Raw genomic sequence first — 15,601 nt, 5'->3', positions numbered from 1 at the left:
TTTTTACTTATTTAATGTTTTTTACTTGTTTAATATTTTCTACTTATCAGATAATAGTCTATAATATTCTTCTCTTCCTGGATAAGCTCTACCCTCTTCTATTTCTGTTTTCCATCTACTTGAACCTGTCCCTTTTACAGGTCCTTTTAAAAGTGGGTCATTCGTTTCTAACATCCAATTATCAACTTTCTTTCTCAATTCATTTGCTATGTCTTGATAATCTGAATCGTTTATTAGATTATTTTCTTCTAGTGGGTCTTTTCTTAAATCATAAAGTTCTTCTTTATCATTAGGAACATAAAATTTATCTCTAACAGCTTTACCTGATAAACTCAAATGTGAATCAACTGTAATATATACTTTAGGCCCATCTTCAAAATTTCTGACATAGCTATATTCATTAGTCCTTATGCCTCTCATTGGTCTATATTGGTCATGCCATGTCATCTCTGTAAAGAATGAGTCTCTACCTATATCTTCATTTGTTTTTAATAAATTGGCAAAACTTTCTCCATCTATATTCTTAGGAATTTCAGCTTCAATTAAATCTAGTATAGTTGGCAATAAATCAACATTACATAATAGTGCTTCTTTTTTCACATTTTTTTGAGAAGAATTAGGTAATAAAATTATAAGCGCTGTCTCTAATCCTGCTTCTTTTAGCATTCCTTTCGCTCCTGGAAATGCAACTCCATGGTCTGTTGTCAGTATAACAATTGTATTTTTATCTAATCCTGTTTCTTGTAATTTATTGTATATTTTGCCTATTGCCTCATCCAGTACTTTTGCTGAACCATTATATAAAGCTATATCTTTTCTTACATCTTCTGTATCAGGTAAAAACTTAAATACTTCTACTTCATCCAATTTATCTGCATAAGGTTCATATTCATCAAAATCTCTATGTGTTTCAAAAAATCCTACACTTAAGTAAAATGGCTTTTCTTGATTTTCTTTATATTCCTCTAAGAATTTAACTACCTCTTTAGCAACCTTAGGAGCTCTATCCCCTGGAACCGCTATAAAATTATCATATCCTAAGTCATAGGTTGAAGAAAATACTCTATCTTTTATTGGTGGTGCTTCATTTATTGTTTCATGGCTTAGCCCTATTAATGTTGTTTCATATCCGTTTTTTTGTAACTCCATAGGAAGTGTTGTATGTTTAGAATCTATACAAAAACCTAGATGTGCAAGTCCCATTAACCCATTATTATGAGGGTATAATCCAGTTAGTATACTTCCTCTACTTGGACTGCATTGAGGTGCTGCACAAAAATAATTATCAAATTGAATTCCTTCTTGAGCTAATTTATTTATACATGGAGTTTCCACATTATATCCATAGTTACTGAATTTTCTACCACTATCATGAGAAATCATAAGTAAAATATTTGGTTTCATTAATACTACCTCTTTCCATTATTTTTTTATATCCTTACTATAAAATGCTACTGTTTCATAAGGTCTTAACTTTAACTTAGGTTCTAAATCTCGCTTTTCATAATTCCCTATCAAATATGTAAGTGATTTGCCTAAAAATTCCTCACTAATCTCAACTTCAACTTCACAATCATAGAAGTTGTTAAATACTATTAATCTTTCATTTTCTAAGCTTCTAACATAAGCATAAACTTTATCATCATCTAGTAAAATTCCCTTATAAGAGCCTTCAGATATAATATTTAATTGCTTTCTTAAAGATATTAACTTTTGATAGAAATTAAAAATTGACCCTTCTTTAAGTTCCTTTTCAACATTTATCTCTTTATAATTTTCTGCTATTTTAATCCATGGCTTTCCATTTGTAAAACCTGAATTTAATTTGTCTGACCACTGCATAGGTGTACGACTATTATCTCTAGATTTGGACTTTATAATATTCATTATTGTTTCTTTTTCGATTTTATTTTTTAAAAATTCATTATACGCGTTATGAGTTTCAACATCTAAATAATCATCTATTTTTTCAAAGTTTGGATTTGTCATACCTATTTCTTCACCTTGATATATATACGGAGTTCCTCTTAATAGATGTATTGTAGCAGCTAACATTTTCGATGCTTCCACTCTATATTCTTCATTACAAAATCTGCTAATAGCTCTTGGTTGGTCATGATTATTCCAAAATAGTGCATTCCATCCACCACCACTTTCAATATTTTCTTGCCATTCATTTAAGAGTTTTTTCAGCATCATAAAGTCAAAAGGTATATCGCTCCATTTTTCACCATTTTTATAATCTACTTTTAAATGGTGAAAATTAAATGTCATTGAAAGCTCTTTTTCTTCTGGAGAAGAATATAAGATACAATTTTCAATAGTTGTTGAAGACATTTCTCCAACAGTTGTTATGCCCTCAACTCTTCCAAAAGTTTCTTTGTTCATTTCTTTAATAAATTCATGGACAATAGGTTTATCTGTATACATTTCTTTTCCTATATTATTTGTAGAATCGTTCAATTCTTCATCTTTACCAATCACATTTATTACATCAAACCTAAACCCCTTAACACCTTTATCTATCCAAAAATTTACAACTTTATATAATTCTTCTCTAACATTAGGATTACGCCAGTTGAGGTCAGCTTGTGTAACATCATATAAGTGTAAGTAGTACTTATCTGTATTTCCAAATTTTCCCCAAGCATTTCCTCCAAATTTAGATTTCCAATTTGTCGGTAGTTGATTATTTTCTTTGCCCTCTCTAATAAAATAGAAATCTTGATACTTTTTATCTCCTGCCAAAGCTTTTTTAAACCATTCATGTTCTGTTGATGTGTGATTTAAGACCATATCCAGCATCAATTCTATATTATATTTTTTACTTTCATCTACTAACTCTTCAAAATCCTCCATAGTTCCAAACATAGAATCTATTGATGTATAGTCAGCAATATCATATCCATTATCCCTTTGTGGAGAAACAAAAAATGGGTTAATCCAAATTATATCTACACCTAATTTATATAAATAAGGTAATTTCTCTATAATTCCTTTTAAATCTCCTATCCCATCATCATTAGAATCATTAAATGATTTTGGATATATTTGATAAATAACTTTCTTCTTAAGATCCATATGCAAATTTCCCCTTTCATTTTTGTCTAGACAACTTTTATATTTTTATAATAAACCTTTTTTTTGTTAAAATCAATATTTACTCTAAATAAAAAAACATATTCCCTATAATCCTTCCATATTTACTCTTACTTTTTTGATTTTCCAATAATATACAATTTATCTTTTAGCAATTAAATTTTAAAAATATTTAGGATAACGTTGACATAAAAATTTCTCTATGGTATATTATTTTCAAGATTTGTCTATACAACATCGTATTTTAAGAGGGAGGTAATTTTATGAGCACATTAAAAGAAAATACACATCATAAAGAGCAGGTTGAGCAAATCCTTGAAGCAATTGGGGGAGTAGAGAATATAATATCTGCGACACACTGTATTACTAGATTAAGATTTGCTCTAAATTCAGAAAGTAAAGTTAATATAAAGCAATTAGAACAAATAGATATAGTGAAAGGAAGCTTTACCTCAAATGGTCAATTTCAAGTTATTATAGGGCCAGGTCTTGTAAATAAAGTTTATGCTACATTAATAGAAATTACTGGACTTAAAGAAGCAACAAAGGCTGAGGTTAAAGAGATTTCTAATAAAAAATTAAATCCACTTCAAAAAGCTATAAAGGTGTTGGCAGATATATTCATTCCTATATTGCCTGCTATAGTTGCCTCTGGTTTATTGATGGGTATAAATAATCTACTTGCTAACCCAGGAATTTTCTATGAACAACCCTTTTTAGAAGTTCATAGTAATTGGGCTGGTATATCTAATATGATTAATCTTATAGCAAATACTTCTTTTTCATTTTTACCTGCACTAATAGGTTGGTCAGCTGTCAAAAAGTTTGGAGGAAATCCTGTACTTGGTATTGTATTAGGTCTTATTTTAATTAATCCAGATTTAATGCCTGGTGCACAATACTCTAAAACACCTGAAGCTGTTACTTACTGGAATATATTAGGTTTTAATATTGCTAAAATAGGCTATCAAGGACAAGTAATCCCTGTTTTATGTTCTTCTTATCTTTTAGCGACAATCGAAAAGTTCTTAACTAAAAAAATTCCTGAGATGGTTCAGCTTATTTTTGTTGCTCCTCTTACATTGTTAATAACTGGTTTCTTAACATTCTCTATCATAGGACCTATAACAATGTCATTTGCCAATTTAATTACAAGTGGAATTCTTGGATTGTTTGAAATTAATGCAGTACTTGCAGGAGCACTTTTTGGATTCATATTGTCTCCATTAGTTATAACAGGTATGCATCACTTATTCTTAGGTATAAATTTACAAATGATAGGTACTTTAGGATTTGCTACATTATGGCCAATACAAGTTATGGCTAGCCTTGGGCAAGGCGCAGCAGCTTTGACAATGTTTTTTATATTAAAAAATAAAAAAATCAAGGGTGTTGCATTAACAGCTTCAATTTCAGCTTGGTTAGGTATTACTGAACCTGCAATATTTGGTATAAACTTACGTTATCGTTTCCCATTCATAGCATCTATGATAGGTGCAGGTATAGCTGGAGGAGTTGTATCTTACTTTAATGTTAAAGCAAGTTCTATAGGTATATCAGGGTTACCAGCGTTTTTATCTATATTTACAGACCAATGGAGTGTTTACTTCTTAGCAATGGGGCTTTCTATAGCCATTACTTGTATCCTTACATACATATTCTCAAAGAGCAAATACTTTAATAAAGAATTTATAGAAAATTAAATAATATATAGTCTAATAAAAAAAGAGTGTCTAAATATACTGAAATCCAATCATTAGAATTTTGATTCAACAATTGAGGGTACAGTACAAAACAGACACTCTTTTATATAATTAAAGATTTCTTCTTCTTGCAAAATCTACAAATCTAAATGTATCAACTCTATGTCTAGATTCATGATACTGAAATAATCTTGTATCTTCTAAGTAAACTTCACTTCGTATCACTACAACATGTGTATCTGTTCCAATATCTAGCAATATTTTATCTTCTTCTGTAACAGGAGCTACTGTTACTTCTTTATTTGCATAACCTATTTTTAGTTCTAGATTTTTCTCTATATAATTAAATATTGAACTTTGAACTGCTGTTAATGGTATTTCTGGTATTATTTCAGATATAAAGTAATCTTTATCTAAAATAACAGCTTCTCCATTAATCTTTCTAAGTCTTTCAACTGCTATAACCTTAGTTTTTGTGTCTATATCTAGTTTTTTACAAATTTCTAAAGGCATAATCTCCTTTTTATTTTTTAGTACACTTATTTCTGTATCTAAATTTTTATTCTTTTGTAATTCATTGAAACTAATCAACCCTGACCCTTCTATTTCAAATTTATTTATATCTAAAACAATAGCCCCTTTACCTTGTTTTTTTTGTATAAACCCCTTCTCCAATAAAAGCGACTGCGCTTTTCTAATAGTTTCTCTTGATACTCGATATTTTTGAGCAAGCTTTACTTCTGTTGGTAAAAGCTCTCCTACTGCATATACATTATTTCTTATATCTTTCTCTAAATCTAAATATATTTCATAAAATTTCTTCAAGTAAATCACTCTCATTCATAATTAGTTTTAGTTTGTACACTCATCTCATTTTATATAAATATCATATTATGGGCTAAGCTGTCAAATAGTCTTGTTAATCTTTAAAACAATAAATTGCATAAGTAATATAATTAATTTCTTAAAATAATTTCCTACAAAAAAATAAACTCCAAATATTAGAGTTTATTTTATATATATAGCTATCATTCATTACCTTTATATACTTGTTACAAGATAATTATATTATCTAAGTAGATATTATTTATATACTTATTACAAGATAATTATATTATTTAAGTAGATATAATCATATTATCTGTCTAATAAGTATAGTAAACAGACTTCTCAATATTATACAAAAGCTTACATCTTTAAATCTTGACTTAACAATACCAAGTACAATACCAAAAACAGTACCTATAATAATTTTTGAAATAATAACTTCAAATGTATAGTAAGAGTTATTATATAACATTATGTAATTATGTATAACATCTATATATCCTATATTATAAATACCAGATAATATAGATGTTATACATATAACTTTACTCTTTGATTTTATAAAATTGTTTAAATAATTCCATATGTACTCTCTAAAAAATAATTCTTCAAATACTGGAACTATTAATACAGATAAAGTCATCATAGTTACATAAAAAAACATATAGCCTCTATTGTAATAAATTGAGATTACCACTAGAGATAAAGCTACTATAAAAAGTATCAACTTACATCTTTTTATAAGTACATTATCTTTATTTTCATTGAAAGCTTCTGTGATTTTTCTATTTCTCACCTTATTATACAAAGGACTATTTTTTAAAAATAAAATTAATGATAACCCAACTATTGTAAAAGAAATTAAATTTACAATGTTAAAATTTTCAAGGGTAAATTCAAATTGACTTAGAAGTATATAATTTAAAATCATCCTTACTATCTGAACTATGAACATCAATGAAATAGAATCCATTATACATTTTTTATAACTATACTTCATCCCCAATTTAAATCACCCCATGTATATACTAATCGTAAAGTCCATTTAATACTCTACTCACAGTTGCTTTACTCCAACTTGTTTCACTTGAAATTTCTTTATAGCTTAAACCATCTCTTCTCAAGTTTTTTATATTATTTATATCATCATCAGTAATTTGTTTTTCCTTTGGCTTAAGACTATTTTTGTAGCTTCTAAGTCTATCTAATTCTGATTTTAAACTATCTACTTCAAACTGTTTTTTTTGAAGCTTACTCTCATAAGAGTCTCTCATTTCATTAAATTCTTTGATGTAGTTTACTTTCCAATCCTCATCAATCTTTGTTTTAAATATACCCATATTTGAACCTCCTTAAATTTTGTTACTCTAGTTATGTATCGATTATAAACATTAATTTCTATACTTATCTTTAAAATCCTTGTACATAACCCCTATATAAGTTAGTAAAATTCAGATATATTTTTACAATTTTAAATATATATTAACAATATCAAAAAAACATACTGTCTTAATATAATATATTATACATTAAAATTTATTAAAATGAACTTTTTCATAGTCCAAATCAGAGTCACAGTATGATTTTTTTTCTTCATCAAGGTAGCCTATAGAAATTATACATTCTACACTGTACTTATCAGGTATGTTCAGTTCATCTCTAATATATTTATCAGCATCTATACTATCATCATGCATCCTATTTCTTACTTGTATCCAGCAAGAGCCTAATCCAAGCTCATGAGATTGAAGTTACTTCTTCTTTTTTTTAGAAATTCAATCATCTAAATCAACCCTTTCATAATAGCATACATCTGGCTTACATCATGCCCCTACTAATACTGAAAATGTATTCTCTAGCCTTTGTATGATAAATACTTTTTATAATATTTTATCATAACAATAGAAAGATTTCTCTTTTCCTAGGAAACTCATTTCACCAATTTTGATAAATCCACATTTTATAAGCAATGAATTCATCTTTGAGTTTATTGAATATGTATCACTCTTTAAATATGATACATCGTTTTCTTTAGCTAATTCTTCAGCAAAATCAACTAGTTTAGATGCAATTCCCATCTTTCTAAAACTTGGATTTACTGCCATTCTATGTACTACCATAGCCTTCTCATTAGACGACCAATTTAAATCTATATATTCTTTAGGTTCATCATAATTAATACATATAAATCCTGCTATCTTTCCATCTACTTCTTCTACATATAAATCTTGTTTATCAATATCAGAAACAAAGTCTTTATCTGATGGATAGTTTTCATCCCATTGTGTATTATTATAGCCTTTCATTTCCTCTACTGTTGATTTTATAATTCCCATGATACTATCTAAATCATTTATATTTGCTTTTCTAATCATAAAAATATCTCCTTATATTCATATATTAATTTACTACCTTTTTACTTTAAACCATTCTTCTTCTATATTTTTTCTCATTTTCTCTAGTATATTGTTTGCTGTTTGCTTCTCTTCATCTGTAAGATTATTAAAACAGATTTCTATACTTCTATTTTCTTCTTCAATTATTAACTCATATACTTCTAAAGATTTATTAGTCGGAGTTAAATTATATCCTCTTTTATCAAACTCATCTTGCTTTTTATCCACATATCCTGCTTTTATTAACTTCTGTATAGCTTTGGTTGTAGTAGCCTTATCTACTTTTAACACATTTGATAATTCTACAAGGTTTATACCAGGATTTTCACAAATTCGTGTTAAAAAAGTAAATTGCCCTTTTTGTAACTTTAATTCTTTGTACTTCATATCATTTATTGAATTTACTGCTCTAGATAAAGTACCAACTTCTCTTAATATATTACTGTCTAAAGTTTTAATCAAATACACCTCCAATCAATACCTCTAAATTTAAAATATATTTAGTTGAACTTTCAACTATATTTGTATATTACCATATATTGGTTGAATATTCAACTAAAAAAATAACTTTTTTACATTTATTTTTATTCATATTTTTGAATGGATGCTTATAAATCTATAATTACAGAGCTAAAAAAGAGCTGTTAATTGTCCCATATACAATTAACAGCTCTTTTTAGGCTTACATCATATTATTACTATAAATAACAACTAAATATATTTACATACCTCATCTGCAAATTCAGTAGTTGAAGCTGAACCACCTAAGTCTACAGTTAATTTACTTCCATCAAGAAATACTTTTTCTAAAGCTGTTTCTATCTTTTGTGCATTTTCATATTCCCCTAGGTATCTAAGCATCATTACTGACGATTGAATAAGAGCTGTTGGATTAGCTTTATTTTGCCCAGCTATTTGTGGAGCACTTCCATGAACAGCTTCAAATATAGCACAATCTTTACCAATATTTGCACTTGGAATTATACCTAAGCCTCCAACAAGACCAGCTCCCAAATCAGATAGTATGTCTCCATAAAGATTTGGCATTACCATTACATCGTAGTTTTCTGGATTTAAAACTAAGTTCATAGCTGCTGCATCTACAATTAAATCATCATACTCAACACCATGTTTTGATGCTACTTCTCTAAATACATCTAAAAACAAGCCATCAGACATTTTCATTATGTTTGCTTTATGTATAGCTGTAACTTTTTTTCTCTTGTTATCTTTAACATAGTTACATGCAAAGTCAACAATTCTCTCACTTGCACCTCTTGTTATTATCTTTATACTTTCAGCTGCATAATCACCTATCTTATGTTCTATACCAGCATATAAGTCTTCTGTATTTTCTCTTACTACCACTAAATCAACATCTTCATATCTTGACTTTATACCTTTAAAACTCTTAATTGGTCTTAAGTTAACATATAAATCTAATGCTTGTCTTAAAGTTACATTTACACTTCTAAATCCTTTCCCTACAGGAGTAGTGATTGGACCTTTTATAGCTATTTTGTTCTTTTTTATACTATCTATAATATATTGAGGAAGTGGAGTTCCATATTCTTCAATAACTGCTTCTCCTGCATTAACTTCTTCCCATTCTATCTCTACCCCAGTAGCTTCTACAACCTTTTTCATAGCTTTCGCAACTTCTGGTCCTATTCCATCTCCTGGTATAAGTGTCACTTTATACATCAATATTCCCTCTTTTCATATTAATTAGCTTGATTCTTAGTGTAATTTAATTTTCCACCTGCTTTTAATACATCAACTTCTTTTGATGATAATTCTACTTTAACTTTGAAAGAAGTTCCTTTACTTGTATTCTTAACCTCTAAAACACCACTATCTAGATTATCTAAAATATTTGGTATTTCCAAATTATCTAAAAGAGATAAGCTTTCATAATCTTTTTCATCACAAAACTCCATTGGAATTATACCACTGTTTATTAAATTGGCTTTGTGTATTCTTGCAAAACTTTTCACTATTACTCCTTTAACACCAAGATACAATGGTGCTAAGGCAGCATGTTCTCTACTTGAACCTTGTCCATAGTTGTCTCCACCAATTATAAATCCACCATCATTATCTTTTGCTCTTTGAGGAAACTCTGTATCTACAGTATTAAAACAATAATTTGCAAGATATGGTATGTTACTTCTAAAAGGAAGTAACTTAGCATTTGATGGCATTATATGGTCAGTAGTTATATTATCTTCTGTCTTCAATATTACTTTTCCACTTATAGACTCACTTAGTTCTGTATTAAGAGGGAAAGGCTTTATATTAGGACCTCTAACTACTTCTACATCGCTTCCTACATCAGAAGGCTTTATTATCATACTATCATCTATTAAAAATTCATTTACATCTAAGTTTTCAAATTTAACATCAAATTCTCTTGGGTCTGTAAGTTCTCCTTTTATAGCACTTACTGCTGCTACTTCTGGGCTCACTAAATATACTTGTGCTGATAGAGTTCCACTTCTTCCATAGAAGTTTCTATTGAAAGTTCTTAAAGATACAGAATCAGTTCCTGGAGATTGACCCATACCTATACATGGCCCACAAGAATTTTCTAATATTCTAGCTCCAGCACTTATTATATCTCCTAAAGCTCCATTTCTAGCTATCATTTCCATAACCTGTCTTGAGCCTGGTGCTATTACCAAACTTACATTCTTATGAACTTTGTTGCCTTTTAAAATTTGGGCTACTTTCATTAAGTCTTCATAAGAAGAATTTGTACAGCTTCCTATCGCAACTTGGTCTATTTTAATCTTTCCTATATTTTCGACTTCATCTACATTGTCTGGACTATGAGGCTTTGCAGCTAATGGTTTTAATTCATCTAAGTTTATAGTAATCTCTTCATCATAAATTGCATCTGAATCAGATTTTAGCTCCATCCAAACATCTTCTCTTCCTTGACTCTTAAAAAACTCTAGTGTTTTTTCATCACTTGGGAATATTGAAGTAGTTGCTCCAAGTTCAGCTCCCATATTTGTTATTGTGGCTCTTTGTGGAACAGATAGATTTTTAACACCTTCTCCTCCATATTCATAGACTTTACCTACGCCACCTTTTACAGTTTGTTTTCTCAACACTTCTAATATTATATCTTTTGAAGATACCATATTATTTAATTTTCCAACTAAGTTTACCTTACAGACTTTTGGTGCTTTTATATAGTATGCTCCTCCTGCCATAGCTAGAGCAACATCCAATCCCCCAGCACCAATAGCCATCATACCAACACCACCAGCAGTAGGTGTGTGGCTATCAGAACCCAAAAGTGTATCTCCTGGTGTTGAAAATCTTTCTAAAAACACTTGATGGCAGATACCATTTCCTGGTTTAGAAAAATAAACACCATATTTATCAGCTACTGTTTGTATATATTTATGGTCATCTGCATTTTCAAATCCTTGTTGTAACATATTATGGTCTACAAATGCAACGCTTCTTTTTGTTTTTACTTTATCTATGCCCATAGCTTCTAATTGAAGATATGTCATTGTTCCAGTGGAATCTTGTGTTAAAGTCTGGTCTATTTTTATCCCAATTGAATTGCCAGCAACAGCCTCTCCATCCACTATATGTTTTTTTATTATTTTATAAACTATATTATCTCCCATACTTTCCTCCTAAACAATTATATCTTAAATATATGAACCTCTAACTGCTTCTTCTTCTGTTGTACCTTTTTCATGTGCTAGTATATCACAATATAATTGAAGAATCTCTTTATCCATCAAACTTCTTTTCAATCTTATAGATGTAGCTCTTATGGCATTTAATAATTTGGTAGCGTTTTCTGGAGAAATATACATTTCATATTCACTCAATTTATTTATTACTGCTGCTCTTCCTGAATGCTTTCCTATTACTATCTTTCTTTCAAGATTTACTTCACTTGGGTCAAATGGTTCATAGTTATGTGGGTCTTTTAAAGCTCCATCTGCATGTATACCTGATTCATGTATAAACATATTATCTCCAACTACTGGTTTCCATGTAGGAAGTATTCTTCCTGATGCTTGTGACACATACTCACATATCCCTCTAAACTTTCTAGTATCTACGTTATTTAAATCACATTTATAGATGCATTTAAGTGCCATTAAAACTTCTTCTAACGCTGCATTTCCAGCTCTCTCACCTAAGCCATTAACTGTAACTCCAACATAGTTTGCTCCTGCTGCTAATCCTGCAAGTGCATTTGCTGTTGCCATACCAAAATCATTATGTGTATGCATTTCTATGTCAAAATTAGTTCTTTCATAAAGAGTTTCTATTGCATTTTTTATAGAAAAAGGATTCATAACTCCTACAGTATCACAATATCTAAATCTATCTGCTCCTGCTTGCTTTCCAACATTTATAAACTCAGTTAAGAAGTCGATATCCGCTCTTGAAGCATCTTCTCCATTTACTGAAACATATAATCCATTTTTCTTTGCAAATTCAACTGTCTTAGCCATGTTCTCTAAAACCCAACCTCTAGAAGTTCTAAGTTTATTTTCTATATGAATATCAGATACTGATATTGATATGGCTACTGCATCAACACCACAAGAAATAGATTCTTCAACATCTTTTATCACTGCTCTATTCCAAGCCATTATATCTGCTTTTAAATTTCTATTGCATATGTGCTTTATTACATTTTTTTCGTCTCCACCCATAGTAGGTATACCAACTTCAATTTGGTCGACACCTAAATCACTTAACATCTCAGCAATCATTATTTTTTCTCTATTCGCAAATACAACCCCAGCTGTTTGTTCTCCATCTCTTAAAGTAGTATCTACTATTTTGATTTCCTTTGCTCTATCTTTTGATATAATGCACATATTAATGCCCCCCTTAGTATACATTTAGTTTTAATAATATTAGGTCTTATTTTTCAGTGATGTCTCTAACTTTTGATTATTTTTTTATTTTTTATTCATTTTAATTTCATTTGCAATTTATTTTTTTAGCTTTTCATATCTTGTAATCTATTATATTACTTTATATTAATTATTGCACTATATTTTTTCCTTTTTGTGAAAACTTCTTAAAAATGAAAGTTATTATGTTTTTCTTGCATTTTAATTTAATTTATAAATAGATTTATTTTCAAAAAACCTTTTAAATTAAACCTCTAAAATTCTAGCTAAAATTTAATTTAATCTACACTATATTTTAAGAGTTATACACTATATTTTTAAACTATATAAATAATAATCGAAAAAATTACTAAAAATACTTACAAATATGATATTATTAATTGATTAATAAAATAGAAAATTTTTCATGAAAGGTAAGATAATAATGGATTTTAAGAGCTTAGGAATTAGCGAAGATACTATAAATATTATAAAAACATCAGGAATAACAACACCTACACCTATACAAAAAGAAAGTATTCCTTTAATAAAATCAGGAAAAGATGTCATAGCAGAAGCTCAGACTGGGACAGGTAAAACACTTGCTTTCTTGCTTCCGATATTTGAGAATATATCATTGGATATAGATGATATACAAGTACTTATACTGTCTCCAACTAGAGAACTTGCTATTCAAATAACAGAAGAAGCTATAAAACTTAAAGAATCTAAGGATATAAATATTCTAGCAGCTTATGGTGGAAAAGACATTGGTTCTCAGATAAAAAAACTAAAAGGAAATATTCATATGATTATAGCAACACCAGGTAGACTTCTAGACCACTTAAATAGAAAAACAATTGACCTTAGCAAATTAAAAACTTTTGTTTTAGATGAAGCAGACCAAATGTTGCTTATGGGATTTAAAAATGAGGTTGAAGCTATTTTAAAAGAAACTTCAAATAAAAAACAGACATTATGCTTTTCTGCAACTATGGATTCTCAAGTTAAAAAATTAGCTTATAGATATACAAAAAATCCTGTTGTTGTTTCTATTGAAAAAGAAGAAATTACTCTTACTAATATAAAACAAGAAGTAGTAGAAACTACAGATAGAAAGAAATTAGATGCTTTATGCAGTGTTTTAAACGAAGACAATCCTTTTATGGCTATAATATTCTGTAGAACTAAAAGAAGAGTTGACAACCTTGAAGAGGCTCTTGCTATACGAGGATATAATTGTCAAAAGTTGCATAGTGATATCGCCCAATCAAAGCGAGAAAGAATAATGAAATCATTTAGAAATTTAGAAATACAATATTTAATAGCTACAGACGTAGCTTCTCGAGGTCTTGATATATCAGGAGTAAGTCACATATATAATTACGATTTACCAGAAACGCCTGAAGACTATATTCACCGTATTGGTAGAACTGGTAGAGCTGGAGAACAGGGTTATACTTGTGCTTTTATTGACCCTAAAAACGAGAGAATATTAAGTGAAATTGAAACAGCTATAGAATCTAAAATTAATAGAAGAATTGTAAAATTATAATATATAGGCTAACTATCAAATTGTCAACTGCCAACTACCCTAAAGGGTAGTGGCTTGTAGGAGATTACAAGTTAGTTGAATAGCCTAAGTTTTAACTACGTTATGTAAGAATATATAGGTACTTTAGGATACTTCTCTAGTCCTAAACTCTACGGTGTATCATTAAACATCACTGATGGCAGGCGAAGTGTGGTATATTTAAAACCTTTCATAACATTGGCGAAGAGAGCTTACCACCGTAAGGTGAGGTTAAATTATCTGAAAGGATTAATATTATGGTGTATGTAATTAGCTTTGAAGGAAAACCGTTAATGCCTACTAATAATGCAAAAGCTAGAAAATTATTAAAACAAAAGAAAGCTACTGTTAAAAGAGTTAATCCATTTACTATACAATTACTGTATAAAACGGATACTGAATATATTCAATCTGTAACATTAGGGATAGATAGCGGATATTTAAATATAGGATTTTCAGCTATAACAGATAGTAAAGAATTGATAGTTGGAGAAGTAAAGTTGCTTCAAGGTATGAAAGATAGATTATTAGAAAAAAGTCAATATAGAAGAATTAGAAGACAAAGATTAAGATATAGAAAACCTAGATGGAACAATAGAAAAATAGAAAATGGATGGTTAGCACCAAGTTTACAACATAAGTTAGATACTCATGTTAAATTTATAGATTATCTTAATTCAATACTGCCTATTAAAAATATAGTAATAGAGGTTGCCAACTTTGATATACAAAAAATCAAGAATCCTGATATATATGGAGTAAAGTATCAGCAGGGAGAACAAATTGGTTTTTGGAATGTAAGGGAATATGTACTTCATAGAGATGGACATAAATGTCAAAATCCTAATTGTAAGAATAAGAATAAAGAACAGATATTAGAAATTCATCATATTAAGTACAAGAGTGATAGTGGTTCTGATGCTCCTAGTAATTTAATAACTTTGTGTAATAAGTGTCATACATCTCCTAATCATAAAAAGGGTAAATTTCTGTATGATTGGTGTGAAAATGGTAAAAAGGTTAAAGATTTTAAAGATGATACATTTATGTCAATGATAAGATGGTACTTATTGGAACAGTTGAAAGAAAAATATACTAACATTAAAGCAACTTATG

Annotated in this window: 13 protein-coding genes and 1 pseudogene; 3 read left to right on the top strand and 11 right to left on the bottom strand. The window is 29.0% G+C overall.

Annotated elements, in window-relative coordinates; genetic code table 11:
- Positions 1 to 39: 39 nt before the first annotated feature.
- Both KGF36_RS17820 and treC read right to left on the bottom strand, forming a co-directional pair.
- Positions 40 to 1,404 (bottom strand): sulfatase, encoded by a 1,365-nt coding sequence (locus tag KGF36_RS17820; RefSeq protein WP_227830137.1) that lies wholly within the window; start codon positions 1,402 to 1,404, stop codon positions 40 to 42.
- 18 nt (positions 1,405 to 1,422) lie between these two features.
- Positions 1,423 to 3,081, bottom strand: a complete 1,659-nt coding sequence (treC, locus tag KGF36_RS17815; RefSeq protein ID WP_227830136.1) for an alpha,alpha-phosphotrehalase — start codon at positions 3,079 to 3,081, stop codon at positions 1,423 to 1,425.
- A 281-nt stretch (positions 3,082 to 3,362) separates the two neighbouring features.
- Between treC and treB the strand changes: the two genes are divergently transcribed.
- The gene (gene treB / locus KGF36_RS17810; RefSeq protein WP_227830135.1) at positions 3,363 to 4,802 is read left to right on the top strand and encodes a PTS trehalose transporter subunit IIBC; all 1,440 of its coding nucleotides are present in this window, start codon (positions 3,363 to 3,365) and stop codon (positions 4,800 to 4,802) included.
- Between the two features lie 111 nt (positions 4,803 to 4,913).
- Here the strand turns inward: treB and treR are convergent, their stop codons facing one another.
- The 9 genes and pseudogenes from treR to nifV all read right to left on the bottom strand — a co-directional run bounded on the left by treR (position 4,914) and on the right by nifV (position 12,894).
- Positions 4,914 to 5,636, bottom strand: a complete 723-nt coding sequence (gene treR, locus KGF36_RS17805) for a trehalose operon repressor (protein WP_413926553.1) — start codon at positions 5,634 to 5,636, stop codon at positions 4,914 to 4,916.
- Between the two features lie 298 nt (positions 5,637 to 5,934).
- Complete coding sequence (locus KGF36_RS17800; RefSeq protein WP_227830133.1) at positions 5,935 to 6,630, bottom strand: CPBP family intramembrane glutamic endopeptidase; 696 nt, start codon at positions 6,628 to 6,630, stop codon at positions 5,935 to 5,937.
- Between the two features lie 28 nt (positions 6,631 to 6,658).
- Positions 6,659 to 6,970, bottom strand: a complete 312-nt coding sequence (locus tag KGF36_RS17795) for a helix-turn-helix domain-containing protein (protein WP_227433351.1) — start codon at positions 6,968 to 6,970, stop codon at positions 6,659 to 6,661.
- Positions 6,971 to 7,159: 189 nt separating this feature from the next.
- A pseudogene (locus tag KGF36_RS17790) lies at positions 7,160 to 7,366 on the bottom strand (NAD(P)H nitroreductase); the annotation flags it as partial.
- Between the two features lie 144 nt (positions 7,367 to 7,510).
- The gene (locus KGF36_RS17785) at positions 7,511 to 8,005 is read right to left on the bottom strand and encodes a GNAT family N-acetyltransferase (RefSeq protein ID WP_227841341.1); all 495 of its coding nucleotides are present in this window, start codon (positions 8,003 to 8,005) and stop codon (positions 7,511 to 7,513) included.
- A 33-nt stretch (positions 8,006 to 8,038) separates the two neighbouring features.
- Positions 8,039 to 8,488 (bottom strand): MarR family winged helix-turn-helix transcriptional regulator, encoded by a 450-nt coding sequence (locus KGF36_RS17780; protein WP_227830131.1) that lies wholly within the window; start codon positions 8,486 to 8,488, stop codon positions 8,039 to 8,041.
- Between the two features lie 249 nt (positions 8,489 to 8,737).
- Positions 8,738 to 9,730 carry an isocitrate/isopropylmalate dehydrogenase family protein gene (locus KGF36_RS17775; protein ID WP_227482972.1) on the bottom strand — a complete coding sequence of 331 codons (993 nt, stop codon included), beginning with the start codon at positions 9,728 to 9,730 and terminating at the stop codon, positions 8,738 to 8,740.
- A gap of 20 nt (positions 9,731 to 9,750) precedes the next feature.
- The gene (locus tag KGF36_RS17770; protein ID WP_227854917.1) at positions 9,751 to 11,676 is read right to left on the bottom strand and encodes an aconitate hydratase; all 1,926 of its coding nucleotides are present in this window, start codon (positions 11,674 to 11,676) and stop codon (positions 9,751 to 9,753) included.
- 24 nt (positions 11,677 to 11,700) lie between these two features.
- Positions 11,701 to 12,894, bottom strand: a complete 1,194-nt coding sequence (nifV, locus tag KGF36_RS17765) for a homocitrate synthase (protein ID WP_227433357.1) — start codon at positions 12,892 to 12,894, stop codon at positions 11,701 to 11,703.
- Positions 12,895 to 13,339: 445 nt separating this feature from the next.
- Between nifV and KGF36_RS17760 the strand changes: the two genes are divergently transcribed.
- Together KGF36_RS17760 and iscB are read left to right on the top strand one after the other, a co-directional pair.
- On the top strand, positions 13,340 to 14,467 hold the full coding sequence (locus KGF36_RS17760) for a DEAD/DEAH box helicase (protein WP_227830128.1): 1,128 nt from the start codon (positions 13,340 to 13,342) through the stop codon (positions 14,465 to 14,467).
- A gap of 275 nt (positions 14,468 to 14,742) precedes the next feature.
- Positions 14,743 to 15,601: RNA-guided endonuclease IscB (gene iscB / locus KGF36_RS17755; protein ID WP_227854916.1), on the top strand; the 859-nt coding region annotated here is incomplete at its 3' end.

The organism is Clostridioides sp. ZZV14-6009 (assembly GCF_020658095.1).
Classification (GTDB): Bacteria; Bacillota; Clostridia; order Peptostreptococcales; family Peptostreptococcaceae; genus Clostridioides.
This window is presented reverse-complemented; position numbering and strand designations above follow the sequence as displayed.

Excerpts from the sequence above, each read along its gene's own strand:
- treB (WP_227830135.1), top strand. The coding sequence starts at position 3,363 with ATGAGCACATTAAAAGAAAATACACATCATAAAGAGCAGGTTGAGCAA.
- KGF36_RS17760 (WP_227830128.1), top strand. The coding sequence starts at position 13,340 with ATGAAAGGTAAGATAATAATGGATTTTAAGAGCTTAGGAATTAGCGAA.
- nifV (WP_227433357.1), bottom strand. The coding sequence starts at position 12,894 with ATGTGCATTATATCAAAAGATAGAGCAAAGGAAATCAAAATAGTAGAT.
- KGF36_RS17775 (WP_227482972.1), bottom strand. The coding sequence starts at position 9,730 with ATGTATAAAGTGACACTTATACCAGGAGATGGAATAGGACCAGAAGTT.
- KGF36_RS17795 (WP_227433351.1), bottom strand. The coding sequence starts at position 6,970 with ATGGGTATATTTAAAACAAAGATTGATGAGGATTGGAAAGTAAACTAC.
- KGF36_RS17785 (WP_227841341.1), bottom strand. The coding sequence starts at position 8,005 with ATGATTAGAAAAGCAAATATAAATGATTTAGATAGTATCATGGGAATT.
- KGF36_RS17800 (WP_227830133.1), bottom strand. The coding sequence starts at position 6,630 with ATGAAGTATAGTTATAAAAAATGTATAATGGATTCTATTTCATTGATG.
- KGF36_RS17820 (WP_227830137.1), bottom strand. The coding sequence starts at position 1,404 with ATGAAACCAAATATTTTACTTATGATTTCTCATGATAGTGGTAGAAAA.
- KGF36_RS17770 (WP_227854917.1), bottom strand. The coding sequence starts at position 11,676 with ATGGGAGATAATATAGTTTATAAAATAATAAAAAAACATATAGTGGAT.
- treC (WP_227830136.1), bottom strand. The coding sequence starts at position 3,081 with ATGGATCTTAAGAAGAAAGTTATTTATCAAATATATCCAAAATCATTT.